Source organism: Klebsiella sp. BIGb0138, assembly GCF_004342285.1.
In the GTDB taxonomy this organism is placed as follows: domain Bacteria; phylum Pseudomonadota; class Gammaproteobacteria; order Enterobacterales; family Enterobacteriaceae; genus Klebsiella.
This window is the reverse complement of record NZ_SMCV01000002.1, coordinates 482,022-497,529: the sequence shown is the minus strand read 5'-3', so window position 1 is coordinate 497,529 and position 15,508 is coordinate 482,022. Positions and strand designations below refer to the sequence as shown.

Annotated in this window: 13 protein-coding genes; 9 read left to right on the top strand and 4 right to left on the bottom strand. The window is 55.0% G+C overall.

The annotated features are described in order from the left end of the window. Positions 1 to 144: 144 nt before the first annotated feature. Both pyrD and zapC read left to right on the top strand, forming a co-directional pair. A complete protein-coding gene (pyrD, locus tag EDF73_RS06775; RefSeq protein WP_132727476.1) occupies positions 145 to 1,155 on the top strand; it encodes a quinone-dependent dihydroorotate dehydrogenase in 1,011 nt (336 codons plus the stop codon). 166 nt (positions 1,156 to 1,321) lie between these two features. Continuing rightward, entirely contained in the window at positions 1,322 to 1,864 is a 543-nt protein-coding gene (gene zapC, locus EDF73_RS06770; RefSeq protein WP_132728122.1) for a cell division protein ZapC, read from the top strand. A 16-nt stretch (positions 1,865 to 1,880) separates the two neighbouring features. On the opposite strand, the gene EDF73_RS06765 is transcribed toward zapC, so the two are convergent. Beyond that, the gene (locus EDF73_RS06765; RefSeq protein WP_132727473.1) at positions 1,881 to 2,990 is read right to left on the bottom strand and encodes a YcbX family protein; all 1,110 of its coding nucleotides are present in this window, start codon (positions 2,988 to 2,990) and stop codon (positions 1,881 to 1,883) included. A 98-nt stretch (positions 2,991 to 3,088) separates the two neighbouring features. On the opposite strand from EDF73_RS06765, the gene rlmKL reads away from it, so the two are divergent. The 6 genes from rlmKL to rmf all read left to right on the top strand — a co-directional run bounded on the left by rlmKL (position 3,089) and on the right by rmf (position 11,010). Beyond that, on the top strand, positions 3,089 to 5,194 hold the full coding sequence (gene rlmKL / locus EDF73_RS06760) for a bifunctional 23S rRNA (guanine(2069)-N(7))-methyltransferase RlmK/23S rRNA (guanine(2445)-N(2))-methyltransferase RlmL (RefSeq protein ID WP_132727470.1): 2,106 nt from the start codon (positions 3,089 to 3,091) through the stop codon (positions 5,192 to 5,194). Between the two features lie 12 nt (positions 5,195 to 5,206). Beyond that, positions 5,207 to 7,114: an ABC transporter ATP-binding protein gene (locus tag EDF73_RS06755; protein WP_132727467.1), complete on the top strand. Its 1,908-nt coding sequence runs from the start codon at positions 5,207 to 5,209 to the stop codon at positions 7,112 to 7,114. A 14-nt stretch (positions 7,115 to 7,128) separates the two neighbouring features. Then, the gene (gene pqiA / locus EDF73_RS06750; RefSeq protein WP_132727464.1) at positions 7,129 to 8,397 is read left to right on the top strand and encodes a membrane integrity-associated transporter subunit PqiA; all 1,269 of its coding nucleotides are present in this window, start codon (positions 7,129 to 7,131) and stop codon (positions 8,395 to 8,397) included. Further along, entirely contained in the window at positions 8,387 to 10,024 is a 1,638-nt protein-coding gene (gene pqiB / locus EDF73_RS06745) for an intermembrane transport protein PqiB (protein WP_132727461.1), read from the top strand. Before pqiA ends, pqiB begins: the two co-directional genes overlap by 11 nt. After that, positions 10,024 to 10,587 (top strand): membrane integrity-associated transporter subunit PqiC, encoded by a 564-nt coding sequence (pqiC, locus tag EDF73_RS06740; protein ID WP_132727458.1) that lies wholly within the window; start codon positions 10,024 to 10,026, stop codon positions 10,585 to 10,587. The genes pqiB and pqiC overlap by 1 nt, the downstream gene beginning before the upstream one ends. 255 nt (positions 10,588 to 10,842) lie before the next feature. After that, positions 10,843 to 11,010, top strand: a complete 168-nt coding sequence (gene rmf, locus EDF73_RS06730) for a ribosome modulation factor (RefSeq protein WP_004871568.1) — start codon at positions 10,843 to 10,845, stop codon at positions 11,008 to 11,010. A 66-nt stretch (positions 11,011 to 11,076) separates the two neighbouring features. Here rmf and fabA read toward each other — a convergent pair whose 3' ends face one another. Together fabA and EDF73_RS06720 are read right to left on the bottom strand one after the other, a co-directional pair. Then, complete coding sequence (gene fabA / locus EDF73_RS06725; protein ID WP_002898398.1) at positions 11,077 to 11,595, bottom strand: bifunctional 3-hydroxydecanoyl-ACP dehydratase/trans-2-decenoyl-ACP isomerase; 519 nt, start codon at positions 11,593 to 11,595, stop codon at positions 11,077 to 11,079. Positions 11,596 to 11,665: 70 nt separating this feature from the next. Continuing rightward, positions 11,666 to 13,423, bottom strand: a complete 1,758-nt coding sequence (locus EDF73_RS06720) for a Lon protease family protein (protein WP_132727455.1) — start codon at positions 13,421 to 13,423, stop codon at positions 11,666 to 11,668. A gap of 185 nt (positions 13,424 to 13,608) precedes the next feature. Here EDF73_RS06720 and matP point away from each other — a divergent pair, with 185 nt between their 5' ends. Then, on the top strand, positions 13,609 to 14,064 hold the full coding sequence (gene matP / locus EDF73_RS06715; protein ID WP_132727452.1) for a macrodomain Ter protein MatP: 456 nt from the start codon (positions 13,609 to 13,611) through the stop codon (positions 14,062 to 14,064). Between the two features lie 106 nt (positions 14,065 to 14,170). On the opposite strand, the gene ompA is transcribed toward matP, so the two are convergent. Continuing rightward, positions 14,171 to 15,238, bottom strand: a complete 1,068-nt coding sequence (ompA, locus tag EDF73_RS06710; protein ID WP_132727449.1) for a porin OmpA — start codon at positions 15,236 to 15,238, stop codon at positions 14,171 to 14,173. Positions 15,239 to 15,508: the final 270 nt, after the last annotated feature.

The window sequence follows — 15,508 nt, the reverse complement described above, 5'->3', positions numbered from 1 at the left end:
TTTTGTCAGAATTTGCATAACGCGGGCGTGAAAAGTAAACGTTTGCGCTGGATGTGACATTTTTTGTCGCAGGTCAATTCCCTTTCCGTCGTCGATCGAACATAATACGCCCCCGGTTTGCACACCGGGAATCCAGGAGAGTTCATGTACTACCCCTTCGTTCGTAAAGCTCTTTTTCAGCTCGATCCTGAGCGCGCTCATGAAGTAACCTTTCAACAATTACGCCGTGTATCAGGTACGCCGCTGGAAATGCTGGTCCGCCAGAAGGTGCCGTCTAAACCGGTCACCTGTATGGGACTCACGTTTAAGAATCCGCTGGGTCTGGCCGCCGGGCTGGATAAGAATGGCGAGTGCATTGATGCGCTCGGCGCCATGGGCTTTGGGTCAATTGAGATTGGTACCGTGACGCCGCGCCCGCAGCCGGGTAATGATAAGCCAAGGATCTTCCGTCTGGTGGATGCCGAGGGTTTGATCAACCGCATGGGCTTTAATAACCACGGTGTTGATAACCTGGTTGAGAACGTAAAAAAGGCGCATTTTGACGGTATTCTCGGGATTAATATCGGCAAAAATAAAGATACCCCGGTTGAGCAGGGTAAAGATGATTATCTGATTTGTATGGAAAAAGTCTATCCCTACGCCGGTTATATCGCCATTAATATCTCTTCGCCGAATACGCCGGGGCTGCGTACCCTGCAATACGGTGAGGCCCTCGATGATTTACTCTCCGCGATTAAAAATAAGCAACTTGAGCTGCAGCAGAAGCATCAGAAATATGTTCCTGTGGCGGTGAAGATCGCGCCGGATCTTTCTCCTGAGGAATTGATCCAGGTGGCCGATAGTTTAGTCCGGCATAATATTGATGGCGTCATCGCCACCAACACCACTCTGGATCGTTCGCTGGTGCAGGGGATGAAATTCTGTGATGAAACCGGTGGTCTTAGCGGTCGTCCATTGCAATTAAAGAGTACGGAAATTATCCGTACGCTGGCGATGGAATTAAATGGTCGCTTGCCGATTATCGGCGTTGGCGGGATTGACTCGGTGATTGCGGCTCGGGAAAAGATGGCTGCCGGCGCCAGTCTGCTGCAGATTTATTCCGGATTTATTTTTAAAGGCCCCCCGCTGATTAAAGAAATTGTTACCCATATCTAATCTTTTCCCCCTCTGATACCCCCCAGGGCTTTATTTCCGGCCCTGGTTGTTTTATATTCCTTCATTGTTGCTTATTTAGACATTTTAGTCTTTTCTTAATTTTGGAATTATTCTGTTGCAGGATGTCATGGCATTACAGACGGAAGTGAAAGAGGACGGGGGAACAATGCGAATTAAACCTGACGATAACTGGCGTTGGTATTACGATGAAGAGCACGATCGTATGATGCTCGATCTGGCCAATGGTATGTTGTTCCGTTCGCGTTTCGCGCGTCGGATGTTAACGCCTGATGCTTTTTCACCGTCCGGGTTTTGTGTCGACGATGCTGCTCTTTATTTCTCATTTGAAGAAAAATGCCGCGATATAGAATTATCTAAAGAGCAGCGTGCGGAATTAGTCCTTAATGCGCTGGTAGCGATTCGTTTTCTGAAACCGCAGATGCCGAAAAGCTGGCATTTCACCACCCACGCTGAGTGCTGGCAGCCGGGCAGCGGCGATGCCGCCAGCGCCTGGTTGAGCGACACCGGGCAGCAGGTCAATCTGCTGGTGGTGGAGCCGGGTGAAAATGCCGCGCTGTGCCTGCTGGCGCAACCGGGGCTGACGCTCGCCGGACGAACGATGCAGCTGGGGGATGTGATTAAAATCATGAACGACAGACTGCAGCCGGCACCGGGCGTGGCCAGCTACAGCCTGGGTCAGGCGGTTTAGAAACACGTTCCCGCGCTCAAGGCGCCAGCCGTAAGGCGGTTTTCGGCACGCAGCTACAGCACAGAATCGTGCCATCCGAGGCCTGTGCGTTCTTCTTCAGCGGGCTGACTTCACCTTCCTCCAGACGAATCCGGCAGCTGCCGCAGATGCCCGCCCGGCAGGAATAGGCAATACGTATACCCTGTTGTTCCAGCTGCTCCAGCAGCACCTGCTGGTTGTTTCCCTTAAAATGCTGCCCCTGCCATTCGATGTCGACGGTGGTACTCTGCTGCGGGGTCAGCGCCAGCGTATCGTCGCTATCGCCTGCGCCATAGGCCCTGGCCGGACCGCGGGTCAGGATTTCCACTTCATCGCCAGCGCGCACCACGCCGCTGTTACGGGCAATCAGATTCTGGCCGAAATCGACATCGCCGTTATCCAGCGCGGTCCGGAAGCGTTGCAGCGTGGCTAACGGTTCGCCGGAAGGGTGTTTTTGTCCGCGCTCCGGACTGACGGTGGTTAGCACGCAGCGGCTGCAGGGCTTCGCGACGTCAAAAACGACCTCGCCGATGCGAATCACTTTCCAGGTGTCTTCTTCCCAGGCCGCGGCGCCGGTCACTACCAGATTGGGGCGAAACTGTTCCATGCGCACGCCGGCCGGGCAACGGTTTTGCAGATCGCGCAGCGAGGCTTCATTGGTCAGCAGGTAGGGGAAACCATCCGCGAAGGTGAGAGGAACGGCATCATGGCGCTTAACCCGGCGGGTGAGCTGCGGCCCCAGCCAGCGGAGCTGAACGTCGCGGTTGAAGAAAGCGCTGAGCCATTGGTTGATCGCCGGGGGGGCGATCAGGGCGGTAAAGTGGTTACCCCACACTTCGGTAGGCTCGCCCTGCGGGGCAAAATCGCTGAAACGCACGATCGCGCTGCTGCCGTCGACCGCCGTCAGGTGAATCCCATCATGCAGCGGCGCGGGGGTAAACTTCACCATCTGGGGGAACTGACGGGCGGTAATAAAGGTGCCATCGGTTTCCGTCACCATAAACGCGCGATCGAAAGCCAGGCCGCTGATATCGGCAAACGCGTGCGTCAGGCCAATTCCTCGCATGGATTTGACAGGGTGAATAAAAAGTCGCGATAGCGTTATCATGCGCAGCCTCTGGGCTTAAAAATAAGCCTTTAACTTTATGACATAGGGCGCATATTGGCTATAATGCGCAACAATTTTCTTTTAGTAAAAGTGACGATATGAATTCTCTGTTTGCCAGTACGGCTCGTGGCCTTGAAGAGCTGTTAAAAACTGAACTGGAAGCACTTGGCGCGATGGACTGCCAGGTAGTCCAGGGCGGGGTCCATTTTCAGGGAGATACGCGCCTGCTGTATCAAAGCCTGATGTGGAGCCGACTGGCTTCGCGCATCATGCTGCCGCTCGGTCAGTGTAGCGTGTATAGCGACCTGGATCTTTACCTTGGCGTTCAGGCCATTCCATGGACGGAGATTTTCACCCCCGACGCCACTTTCGCCGTGCATTTTAGCGGGCTGAACGAGGAAATACGTAACAGCCAGTACGGGGCGTTAAAGGTCAAAGATGCGATCGTCGATAGCTTTACGCGCAAAAACCTGCCGCGTCCCAACGTCGATCGCGAACATCCCGATCTGCGGATTAACGTCTGGCTGAATAAAGAGACGGCGCACATCTCGTTGGATCTCAGCGGCGAAGGTCTGCACCTGCGCGGTTACCGCGATGGCACCGGTATGGCGCCGATCAAAGAAACGCTCGCCTCGGCGATTGTCACGCGTTCTGGCTGGGTTCCCGGGACGCCACTGCTCGATCCAATGTGCGGTTCCGGTACCTTGCTAATCGAAGCCGCGATGCTGGCGACCGATCGCGCACCGGGCCTGCATCGCGGGCACTGGGGCTTTAACGGCTGGCTGCAGCACGATGAGGCGGTGTGGAAAGAGGTGAAAGCCGAAGCGCAAACCCGCGCCCGTAAAGGGCTGGCGGGGTATGAATCGCGCTTCTATGGCTCCGACGTTGATGCCCGCGTGATTGAACGCGCGCGCAGCAACGCCCGTCGCGCCGGCGTCGGCGAGCTGATCGCATTTGAAGCAAAAGATGTCGCCCAGCTCAGCAATCCGCTGCCGAAAGGCCCTTACGGTACCGTAATCAGCAACCCGCCGTATGGTGAGCGTCTGGAAAGCGAGCCGGCGCTGATCGCGCTGCATAGCCTGCTTGGCCGGACGATGAAAAGCCAGTTTGGCGGCTGGAACCTGTCGCTGTTCAGCGCCTCTCCGGAACTGCTGAGCTGCCTGCAGCTGCGTGCGGACAAACAGTTTAAAGCGAAAAACGGCCCGCTGGACTGCGTGCAGAAGAACTACCACCTTGCGGAAAACGAAGGCGGTGGTGCGGTATCGCTGGCGGAGGATTTCGCTAACCGGCTGCGCAAAAATCTGAAAAAATTTGAAAAATGGGCGCGTCAGGAAGGGATTGAATGCTATCGCCTGTACGATGCCGATCTCCCGGAATATAACGTCGCCATCGATCGCTACGGCGAGTGGGTGGTCGTCCAGGAGTATGCGCCGCCGAAAACGGTCGATGCGCATAAGGCGCGTCAGCGTCTGTTTGATATTATTGCGGCGACTATCTCCGTACTCGGCATTGCGCCGAACAAGCTGGTGCTGAAAACCCGCGAGCGGCAGAAAGGCAAAAATCAGTACCAGAAAATGGCCGAGAAGGGCGATTTCCTTGAAGTACAGGAATATAACGCGCGTCTGTGGGTCAACCTGACCGACTATCTGGATACCGGCCTGTTCCTCGATCACCGTATCGCGCGCCGCATGCTAGGCCAGATGAGTAAAGGGAAAGATTTCCTTAACCTTTTCGCCTATACCGGCAGCGCCAGCGTACACGCCGGCCTCGGCGGGGCGCGTTCCACCACCACCGTGGATATGTCCCGGACCTATCTCGAATGGGCCGAGCGTAACCTGCGCCTCAACGGTTTGACCGGGCGCGCGCATCGTCTGATGCAGGCTGACGTGCTGGGCTGGCTGCGCGAGAGTACCGAACAGTTTGATCTGATCTTTATCGATCCGCCGACCTTCTCTAACTCGAAGCGCATGGAAGATGCCTTTGATGTACAGCGCGATCACCTGCGTCTGATGACGGATCTCAAACGTCTGCTGCGCAAAGGCGGCACGATTATGTTCTCGAACAACAAACGCGGTTTCCGTATGGATCATGACGGGCTGGCGCAACTGGGGCTGCAGGCGCAGGAAATTACGCAAAAAACGCTGTCTCAGGATTTTGCCCGTAACCGTCAGATTCACAACTGCTGGCTGATTACCGCAGCCTGAAAGGAATAAAGAATGTCATTAATTAGTATGCATGGTGCCTGGCTCTCCTTCAGCGATTCTCCGCTGCTGGATAATGCCGAGTTGCATATCGAAGATAACGAACGCGTCTGTCTGGTCGGGCGTAATGGCGCGGGTAAATCCACGCTGATGAAGATCCTCAACCGTGAGCAGGGTCTTGACGACGGGCGTATTATTTATGAACAGGATCTGGTGGTTGCCCGTTTGCAGCAGGATCCGCCGCGAAATATCGCCGGCACCGTATACGACTTTGTTGCGGAAGGGATTGAAGAGCAGGCGGCCTATCTGAAGGGCTATCACGATGTCTCGCGCCTGGTGATGACCGACCCGAGCAGCAAAAATTTAAATGAGCTGGCGCGCCTGCAGGATCTGCTGGATAACCTGGGACTGTGGCAGCTGGAAAACCGCATTAACGAAGTTCTCGAACAGCTGGGTCTGGATGCCAACGCCGAGCTGGCGTCGCTGTCCGGCGGCTGGCTGCGTAAAGCCGCCCTTGGCCGCGCGCTGGTCAGCGGCCCGCGCGTGCTGCTGCTGGATGAGCCGACCAACCACCTGGATATCGAAACTATCGACTGGCTGGAAGGTTTCCTCAAGACCTTCAAAGGCACCATTATTTTCATCTCGCACGACCGTTCCTTTATTCGCAACATGGCGACGCGGATCGTCGATCTCGATCGCGGTAAGCTGGTGACCTATCCAGGCAACTACGACCAGTATCTGCTGGAGAAGGAAGAAGCCCTGCGCGTGGAAGAGCTGCAAAATGCCGAGTTTGACCGCAAGCTGGCGCAGGAAGAAGTCTGGATCCGCCAGGGTATAAAAGCGCGGCGTACCCGTAACGAAGGCCGCGTTCGCGCCCTGAAGGCAATGCGTCGCGAACGTGGCGAACGCCGTGAAGTGATGGGTAGCGCGAAAATGCAGGTGGAAGAGGCGGCGCGCTCGGGTAAAATCGTCTTCGAAATGGAGAACGTTGACTACCAGGTTGGCGGTAAAGTACTGGTTAAAGACTTCTCCGCGCAGATTCAGCGCGGCGACAAGATTGCGCTGATTGGCCCTAACGGCTGCGGCAAAACCACGCTGTTGAAACTGATGCTGGGCCAGCTGCAGGCGGACAGTGGACGGGTTCATGTCGGCACGAAGCTGGAAGTGGCCTACTTCGATCAGCATCGCGCCGAGTTGGATCCTGATAAAACGGTGATGGATAACCTGGCCGAAGGCAAGCAGGAAGTGCTGGTCAACGGTAAGCCGCGCCATGTGCTGGGCTATTTACAGGACTTCCTGTTCCATCCGAAACGGGCGATGACGCCGGTGCGCGCGCTATCCGGCGGAGAGCGTAACCGACTGCTGCTGGCGCGCCTGTTCCTTAAGCCAAGCAACCTGTTGATTCTCGATGAACCGACCAACGATCTGGATGTTGAAACCCTCGAACTGCTGGAAGAGCTCATCGATGGCTATCAGGGCAGCGTCATGCTGGTCAGCCACGATCGGCAGTTTGTGGATAACACCGTGACCGAATGCTGGATCTTCGAAGGCGAAGGGCGCATTGGTCAATATGTCGGCGGCTATCACGATGCCCGCGGGCAGCAGTCGCAGTCGTTGGCGCAAAAACAAGCGGTGGCGAAAAAAAGTGTCGAAGTCGCTCAACCGAAAGCAGAAAGTGTCAAACGAGCGCCTGGCAAACTAAGCTATAACCTGCAGCGCGAACTGGAGCAGCTGCCACAGCGGCTGGAAGAGCTGGAAGCTCAACTGCAGACGCTGCAGGAGCAGGTTGCCGATCCTGCTTTCTTTGGCCAGTCCCATGATCATACGCAGCAGGTGCTGGCGCAGCTGGCCGAAGCGGAACAGGCGCTGGAAACCGCCTTTGAACGCTGGGAATATCTTGAAGGATTAAAAAACGGCGCATAAGCTGAGGAGTTTTCATGTGCGATCATCATCATGCTGCGCGGCATATTCTGTGCCCACAATGTGATTTGCTGGTGGCTTTGCCGCAGCTGGAGCATCGCCAGAAAGCCGCGTGTCCGCGTTGCGGGACAACGCTGACAACGTCATGGGACGCGCCCCGGCAGCGTCCCACCGCCTATGCGCTGGTGGCGCTGTTTATGCTGCTGCTGGCGAACCTGTTCCCGTTTGTCAACATGAACGTCAGCGGCATCAGCAGCGAAATCAAGCTGCTGGAGATCCCGGACGTTCTGTTCAGCGAGAATTACGCCAGCCTCGGAACCTTCTTTTTGCTCTTTGTGCAGCTGGTACCGACGTTTTGCCTGGTGACGATTCTGCTGCTGGTCAATCGTGTCCATATGCCGCGGGGAGTGAAGGCATTTTTGGCGCGCATTCTGTTCCATCTCAAAACCTGGGGCATGGCGGAAATTTTTCTCGCCGGGGTACTGGTGAGCTTCGTCAAGCTGATGGCGTATGGCGATATCGGCGTCGGCCTGAGTTTCGCGCCCTGGTGTTTGTTCTGCCTGCTCCAGCTGCGCGCGCTGCAGTGCGTGGACAGGCGCTGGTTATGGGACGATATTGCGCCGATGCCGGCGATTAAACCGCCGCTGCGGATTGGCATGCCGGGGATCCATCAGGGCCTGCGCTCATGTTCATGCTGCACCGCCGTTTTAGCGATTGATGAGGCCGTTTGTCCGCGTTGCCAGACCAAAGGTACGGCGCGCCGCAAACACAGTCTGCAGTGGACGCTGGCGCTGCTGTTGACTTCATGCATTCTTTATCTCCCTGCTAATATCATGCCGATCATGATTACTGATTTGCTGGGCGATAAAATGCCCTCCACGATCATGGCCGGGGTGATCCTGCTGTGGAGTGAAGGGTCGTATCCGGTGGCGCTGGTGATATTTATCGCCAGTATTATGGTGCCGACGCTGAAAATGCTCGCGATTGGCTGGCTGTGCTGGAACGCCAACGGTAATGGTCAGCGCGACCCGGAACGCATGCATCTGATTTATGAAGTCGTGGAGTTTGTTGGCCGCTGGTCAATGATTGATGTTTTTGTCATCGCTGTACTCTCGGCGCTGGTGCGCATGGGAGGGTTGATGAGTATCTATCCTGCGATAGGGGCGGTGATGTTTGCGCTCGTTGTTGTCATGACAATGTTCTCAGCCATGACCTTTGACCCTCGTTTGTTGTGGGACCGTGAACCAGATTCAAGCCATGAGGAAATGCAGCAGCATGGAAAATAAGAGCGGAGAAGCAAAAGTGCAAAAGGTGAAGAACTGGTCACCGGTATGGATCTTCCCCATCGTCACTGTGCTTATCGGCGCGTGGATTCTTTTTTATCACTACAGCCATCAGGGGCCGGAGGTGACGCTGATCACCACCAATGCTGAAGGGATTGAAGGTGGTAAAACCCGGATTAAAAGCCGTAGCGTCGACGTTGGCGTGGTGGAAAGCGCTACCCTGACGGACGATCTGACGCACGTTGAGGTTAAAGCCCGTCTTAACTCCGGTATGAAGAAGCTGCTGCACGACGATTCCGTGTTCTGGGTCGTTAAACCGCAGGTGGGACGTGAAGGGATCAGCGGGCTCGGAACCTTGTTGTCCGGGGCCTATATTGAGCTGCAGCCGGGTTCGAAAGGGGGGGAACCCGCCAGGTATCCGCTGCTGGATTCTCCGCCGCTGGCTTCACCGGATGCGAAAGGGATCCGCATTCTGCTGGAAAGCAGTAAAGCCGGCCAGCTCTCTCCTGGCGATCCGGTGCTCTTCCGCGGCTATCGCGTTGGCTCGGTTGAAACCAGCACCTTCGATGCGCAAAAGCGCAGCATCACCTATCAGCTGTTTATCAATGCGCCAAACGATCGTCTGGTCACCTCCAACGTTCGCTTCTGGAAGGATAGCGGTATCGCGGTCGATCTGACCTCGGCGGGGATGCGCGTGGAGATGGGCTCACTGGCCACCCTGTTTGGCGGCGGCGTCAGCTTTGATGTTCCGGAAGGGCTGGAGCTGGGCGAGCCGGTAGCGGACAAAACGGGCTACCACCTGTTCGACGATCAGAAGAGTATTCAGGATTCTGTCTTTACGCAGCACGTTGATTACGTGATGTTCTTTAAAGATTCTATCCGCGGCCTGCAGCCGGGCGCGCCCGTGGAATTCCGCGGCATACGTTTAGGGACCGTCGGTAAAGTGCCCTTCTTTATACCTGGACTGAATCAGCGCCTGAATGATGACTATCGCATTCCGGTAGAGGTGCGTATTGAACCTGGACGGTTGATTAACCAGCTTGGCAGCAACCCGGATATTCCTTCTCATATCGACGATCTGATCAACCGCGGCCTGCGGGGATCCCTGAAAACAGGTAACCTGGTGACCGGGGCGTTGTATATCGATCTCGACTTCTATCCGAAAGCGCCTCCGCGCGGCCAGATTCGTGAGTTTGGATCTTATCCGATCATCCCAACGGTCAGCGGTGGCCTGGCGCAGATTCAGCAGCGCCTGATGGATGCGCTGGATAAGATTAACAATCTGCCGATCAACCCGCTGCTGGAACAGGCGACCAGTACTCTGGCGCAGAGCGAAAAAACGATGCAGCATGTGCAAGCGACGCTGGATAGCCTGAACAAGATAACTTCAAGCCAGTCTATGCAGCAGCTGCCGGGCGATATGCAAAATACGCTGCGTGAGCTGAACCGCAGTATGAAGGGCTTCCAGCCGGGCTCTGCGGCATACAACAAGATGGTGGCGGATATGCAGCGACTGGATCAGGTTCTTCGCGAACTGCAGCCGGTACTGAAAACGCTCAATGATAAGAGCAATGCGCTGGTATTTGAGGCCAGGGATAAAAAAGATCCTCAGCCGAAGGGAGCGAAATAATGAAAAAATGGTTAGTGGCGGCAGCGGTGTGTGCGTTAACGGCGTGCAGCAGCGGTGGGGAGAGTAAAACCTACTATCAGCTGCCCGTTGCCCAGAGCGGCGCGCAAAGCGCCGCCCACCAGAGCAACAAGCTGCTGTGGGTTGAGCAGGTGAGCATCCCGGATTATCTGGCAGGCAACGGCGTGGTTTATCAAACCACGGACGTGCAGTACGTCATTGCCAATAATAACCTGTGGGCCAGTCCGCTCGATCAGCAGCTACGCACCACGCTGGTGGCGAATTTGAGCAACCAGCTGCCGGGCTGGGTGGTCGCATCGCAGCCTCTGGGCAACGACCAGGATACGCTCAACGTCGCGGTGAACGGTTTCCATGGCCGTTACGATGGGCGGGTCATCGTCAGCGGGGAGTGGCTGCTGAAGCATCGGGGCCAGCTGATTAAGCGCCCGTTCAATATTGAGCTTAAGCAGCAGCAGGACGGTTATGATGCGATGGTGAAGACCATGGCTCAGGCCTGGGCTCAGGAAGCGACCGCGATTGCCAGCGAGCTGAACCGTCTGCCATAAGTAAAATGAATGAAAATTAACAGCCGCGGTGGTCTGAAAAACCACCGCGGCTTTTTTATTTTCTCGTCAGGTTGTTACTTGTCCCGGTTCACAGTTTTTGTACAAATGAACTTTCATGTAGCTCACAATTATGACAATGGCGTGAATTTTGCGCATTGACGTTGCCTCAGATTCGCGGTATTCGTTAACCGTGGTTGCATATTTAGTGACCACTGTTTTCTTTTCCACCAGATCAGATAATGAGGGAAACGAGGCATGAAGAGACAAAAACGAGATCGCCTGGAACGGGCACATCAGCGTGGATATCAGGCCGGGATAACCGGAAGATCGAAAGAAATGTGTCCCTACCAGACCTTGAACCAAAGGTCCTACTGGCTAGGAGGCTGGCGAGAAGCCATGGAGGACAGGGTACAAACTGCCTGACTGTCTCTTTAAAAAAGAAGCCTCCGCAGAGCGGGGGCTTCGCCTTGTTTACAGCATTACAGCTTATCAGAACGCGGAAGTGTCCTGGAACAGGCCTACTTTCAGATCGTTGGCGGTGTAGATCAGACGATCGTCAACCAGTACTTCGCCATCCGCCAGGCCCATAATCAGACGACGGTTAACAATGCGTTTGAAGTGAATACGGTAGGTCACTTTCTTCGCCGTCGGCAGTACCTGGCCGGTGAATTTCACTTCACCCACGCCCAGCGCACGGCCTTTGCCTTCGCCGCCGAGCCAGCCCAGATAGAAACCAACCAGCTGCCACATGGCATCCAGACCCAGACAACCCGGCATTACCGGATCGCCGATAAAGTGGCAACCGAAGAACCACAGGTCCGGGTTAATATCGAGTTCTGCTTCAACATAACCTTTATCGTAGTTACCACCCGTTTCGGTCATTTTGATGACGCGGTCCATCATCAGCATATTCGGCGCTGGCAACTGCGGGCCTTTCGCACCAAACAGTTCACCACGACCAGAGGCAAGAAGGTCTTCTTTTGTATAGGATTCGCGTTTATCTACCATTGTTTTCAGTAAGCCTTATTTTGAGTTCGGGACGCAGGATAGCTAACACGTGTAAGCTGAACAAGTCCGATCAGTTAGAACCTGAACCACCTAACCAGCGTAGCGGCCACGGAAAACGATGGCGATTCTCTTGCTGGGTCGCCTGCGCAATCCGTTCCTGAATGGTTTGCCGTAAAGTTTGCCCTTCGCCATCCCATAGCAGCTGGGTCAAAATGGGTAACGCTTCAGTGACATCTTCCACCGCCCAGATGAAAAACTGTTCTTCCGCCACCGCCTGCTGCAGGTCTGCTGACAGACTCAGGTGGCGAATATTCGCCGCTGGGATGATGACGCCTTGTTTACCGGTCAGCCCGCGCTGCTGGCAAATGGCGAAGAAGCCTTCAATTTTCTCATTGAGCCCACCGACCGGCTGTACGCGACCAAACTGATCGACTGAACCGGTAACGGCAATGCTCTGATGAATCGGCACGCTCGCCAGGGCGCTGATTAAGGCGCATAGCTCGGCCATGGAGGCGCTATCGCCGTCCACTTCACTGTAGGATTGCTCGAAGGTCAACGAGGCGGTGAAGGGGAGCTGTTGCTCGAGTTCCAGTTCGGACATCAGAAACGCCTGCATGATCATCATACCTTTGGCGTGAATGTTGCCGCCCAGCTCCGCCTTACGTTCAACGTCGATAAACTCACCATCACCGATGTGGACTACGCAACTGATACGCGACGGCTCGCCAAATGCGCGCGGGTGGCCAGGGAATTCGATCACCGACAGGGCATTAATCTGGCCGATGCACTCGCCTTCGGTTTCAATTAATATCTGTTCCTGCAGGATTTCATCCTGCATCCGCTCGGCGAGATAACCCTCACGCCACTCGCGGCGGGCCAGCATGGTCTGCATCTCTTCTGCCGTGATCTGCTCGCCTTCGCAGAAGGCCGCGGCTTCACGCAGCTGGCGCGCAATCCACAGCGGAGATAGCGGCAGCGTCTCCTGGTCGCCGGTATAGCGTGCGCCTTCCTGAATTAACAGGGGCCAGGCATCAGCGGCCGGTCCCGGCAGTTCAAGCTGTCGGGCGTTTTGCCATACCCACTGACACCATTGTTTCAGCGTCTCGCCATCCGTGATTTGCAGATTATCTTCGTATTCGCTGTAAATCGCCTGGGCAGAAAGCTCAGGCTCCATCTCCTGGAAATCGGCCAGGGCGTCACGCTCGCCAACCAGAATCACCTTCAGGCTGAGCGGCATGGAGGGAATGCTAACCGGCAGAGGACGGGATTCATCGATGGATAGCCAGTCAAAACGCTGGCGGGTGACCATATTTTTCAGGCGCATCCATAGCAGCGGCTGAGCGAGTAGCGCGCGCAGGGAGATAATCAGCACGCCGCCGTTGGTGCGGTGAACCAGCCCCGGCTGCAGGGATATTTCACCGTTAAACTGGCGAACGCAGCCAAAAAGCTGTTCGGCTTCGATCCAGTCGGCAGATTCAACCGGCGCGGTGCTGGCAAAATTATCGTCGGCAGTCTTCGCCGGCGTGAGGGTAACGTTTCCGCCATTGATCTGGTAGCGAACACCGTACAGCGGTGCTGCAGGTTCATGTAAGGTGCGTGTTTCCGTCGTCAGCCATTGCAGATATTCGGGTTCTTCCGGGGCCTTAACCAGCATGAATGATGAAATGGTCGGAGTCACCAGAAGCTGCTCCAGACCATAGAATAAACGGGGCTGCAGTTCGCCTGAGAGGGAAGCCTCTGCCTGGGCTAAATCGGCTTGTGCAAACAGCGCCTGATAACTTTCCGTATCAGGAGCGAGGTCGTTTCGGGTAAGTTTCGTAATGGTCAAAGTCGCTGTTTTTTAGTCAGATGTAAAACGCGCGATTATACCTTATGCCGCGTCTGAGCACACGGCTGATTGTGTTTGCGGTGACGATAACCCGGTTACGTGCATCACGAATGATGATTTATTCTCAGCACATTGGGAAAAAACTGATATCCTGAAATGAGTTACACGGTCACATTGAGATCGCAATGAAATATCAACAACTGGAAAACCTTGAAAGCGGCTGGAAATGGAAATATCTGGTAAAGAAGCACCGGGAAGGTGAGCTGATTACCCGCTACATTGAAGCCAGCGCTGCGAAAGCCGCGGTCGATGTCTTACTGACGCTCGAAAATGAACCTGTTCTGGTGCATACCTGGATTGAGCAGCACATGAATCCGGAGTTAATGAACCGGATGAAGCAGACTATCCGCGCGCGTCGGAAGCGACATTTTAACGCCGAGCATCAGCACACGCGTAAAAAGTCGATCGACCTGGAGTTTGTTGTCTGGCAACGTCTGGCTGGGCTTGCGCAGCGGCGTGGCAAAACGCTGTCCGAGACCATCGTACAGCTGATTGAAGACGCGGAGCATAAAGAGAAGTACGCCAACAAGATGTCCAGCCTGAAGCACGATCTACAGCTACTGCTGGGCAAAGATTCGTAACCGGAAGCAGGGCGCAGGATTGTCGTCGGCTCAGCTGTTAGCGTTAACGCCAAAATTTAGTTAAAAAAAACCCCGCATCAGCGGGGTTTTTTATCGGTAGTGAAACTTAAGCCTGCGGCTGAGTTACTACGTCTTTGTAACCTTTAACTTCGATCTCTACGCGACGATCCGGGGCCAGGCAGTCGATCAGTGCAGCGCGAGCTTTCACGTTGTCACAGGTGTTGCCGGTAACCGGGTTGGATTCGCCCATACCACGTGCGGAGATTTTGCCAGCCGGGATACCTTTAGAAACCAGGTAATCAACAACGGACTGAGCACGTTTCTCAGACAGCTGCTGGTTGTAAGCGTCAGAACCGATACGGTCGGTGTAGCCCAGAACCACTGCAGAACCGTCTTTCGGATCCATGTTGCTCAGTTGGGTGTACAGCTGATCCAGAGCCTGCTGACCTTCCGGTTTCAGGGTAGATTTGTTGAAGTTGAACAGAACGTCAGACTTCAGGGTGAAGTGCTTAGTAGTCACTTCCGGAGCCGGAGCCGGAGCCGGTGCAACAACCGGAGCTTCTTCCTGACCGAAACGGTAGGAAACACCCAGGCTCAGCATGCCGTTATCCGGACGAGTACCAACGGTACCTGCGTCACCGATGTTGTTAACCCACTGGTATTCCAGACGGGTAGCGATGTCACGAGTAACAGCCCACTCTACACCACCAGCAAATACCGGGGATACGCCAGTGTCGTGTTCGCTACGGGAAACGCCGGTAGAAGCGTAGTTGCCCTTAGCATCTGCACGCCAGACCATACCACCCAGACGGGTATAGATGTCCAGATCGTCAGTGATCGGGTAACCCAGTTTAGCAGTCAGCTGAACGCCCTGAGCTTTGAAAGCACCGTTGTCTACGCTGCCTTTATAAGCCATACGGCCCAGCCAGTCGTAACCCATTTCAAAACCGAGGTACGGGTTAACCTGATAGCCACCGAACGCACCAGCACCCAGCTGATCGTTACGGGTAGGGCCGTTGTTGCCCTGGAAGCCGTTACCGTAGAAACCGGTATCGTGATACTGGGACCAGCCCAGTTTACCACCTGCATACCAGGTGTTATCTTTCGGAGCGGCCTGCGCTACGGTAGCGAAGCCAGCCAGTGCCACTGCAATCGCGATAGCTGTCTTTTTCATTTTTTGCGCCTCATTATCATCCAAAATTCGCCATGAAGGTACAAAAGACCTCACGGTTAAATCCTTCACCCGGGGCGTGACTTGTTGTTAACTATGCTGATACATGCAGCGTAAGCCGATCACCCCTGGCGATGTAAAGTCTACAACTTAGTTCGAAACTTACAAGTGTGAACTCTGTCAGGCATATGAAAAAAAAGGGTTGTATACACAACATTTAACAAATATGGTTGATTTTTATTCAGCAAATAAAGCCGCGAGACCGCATCAGAC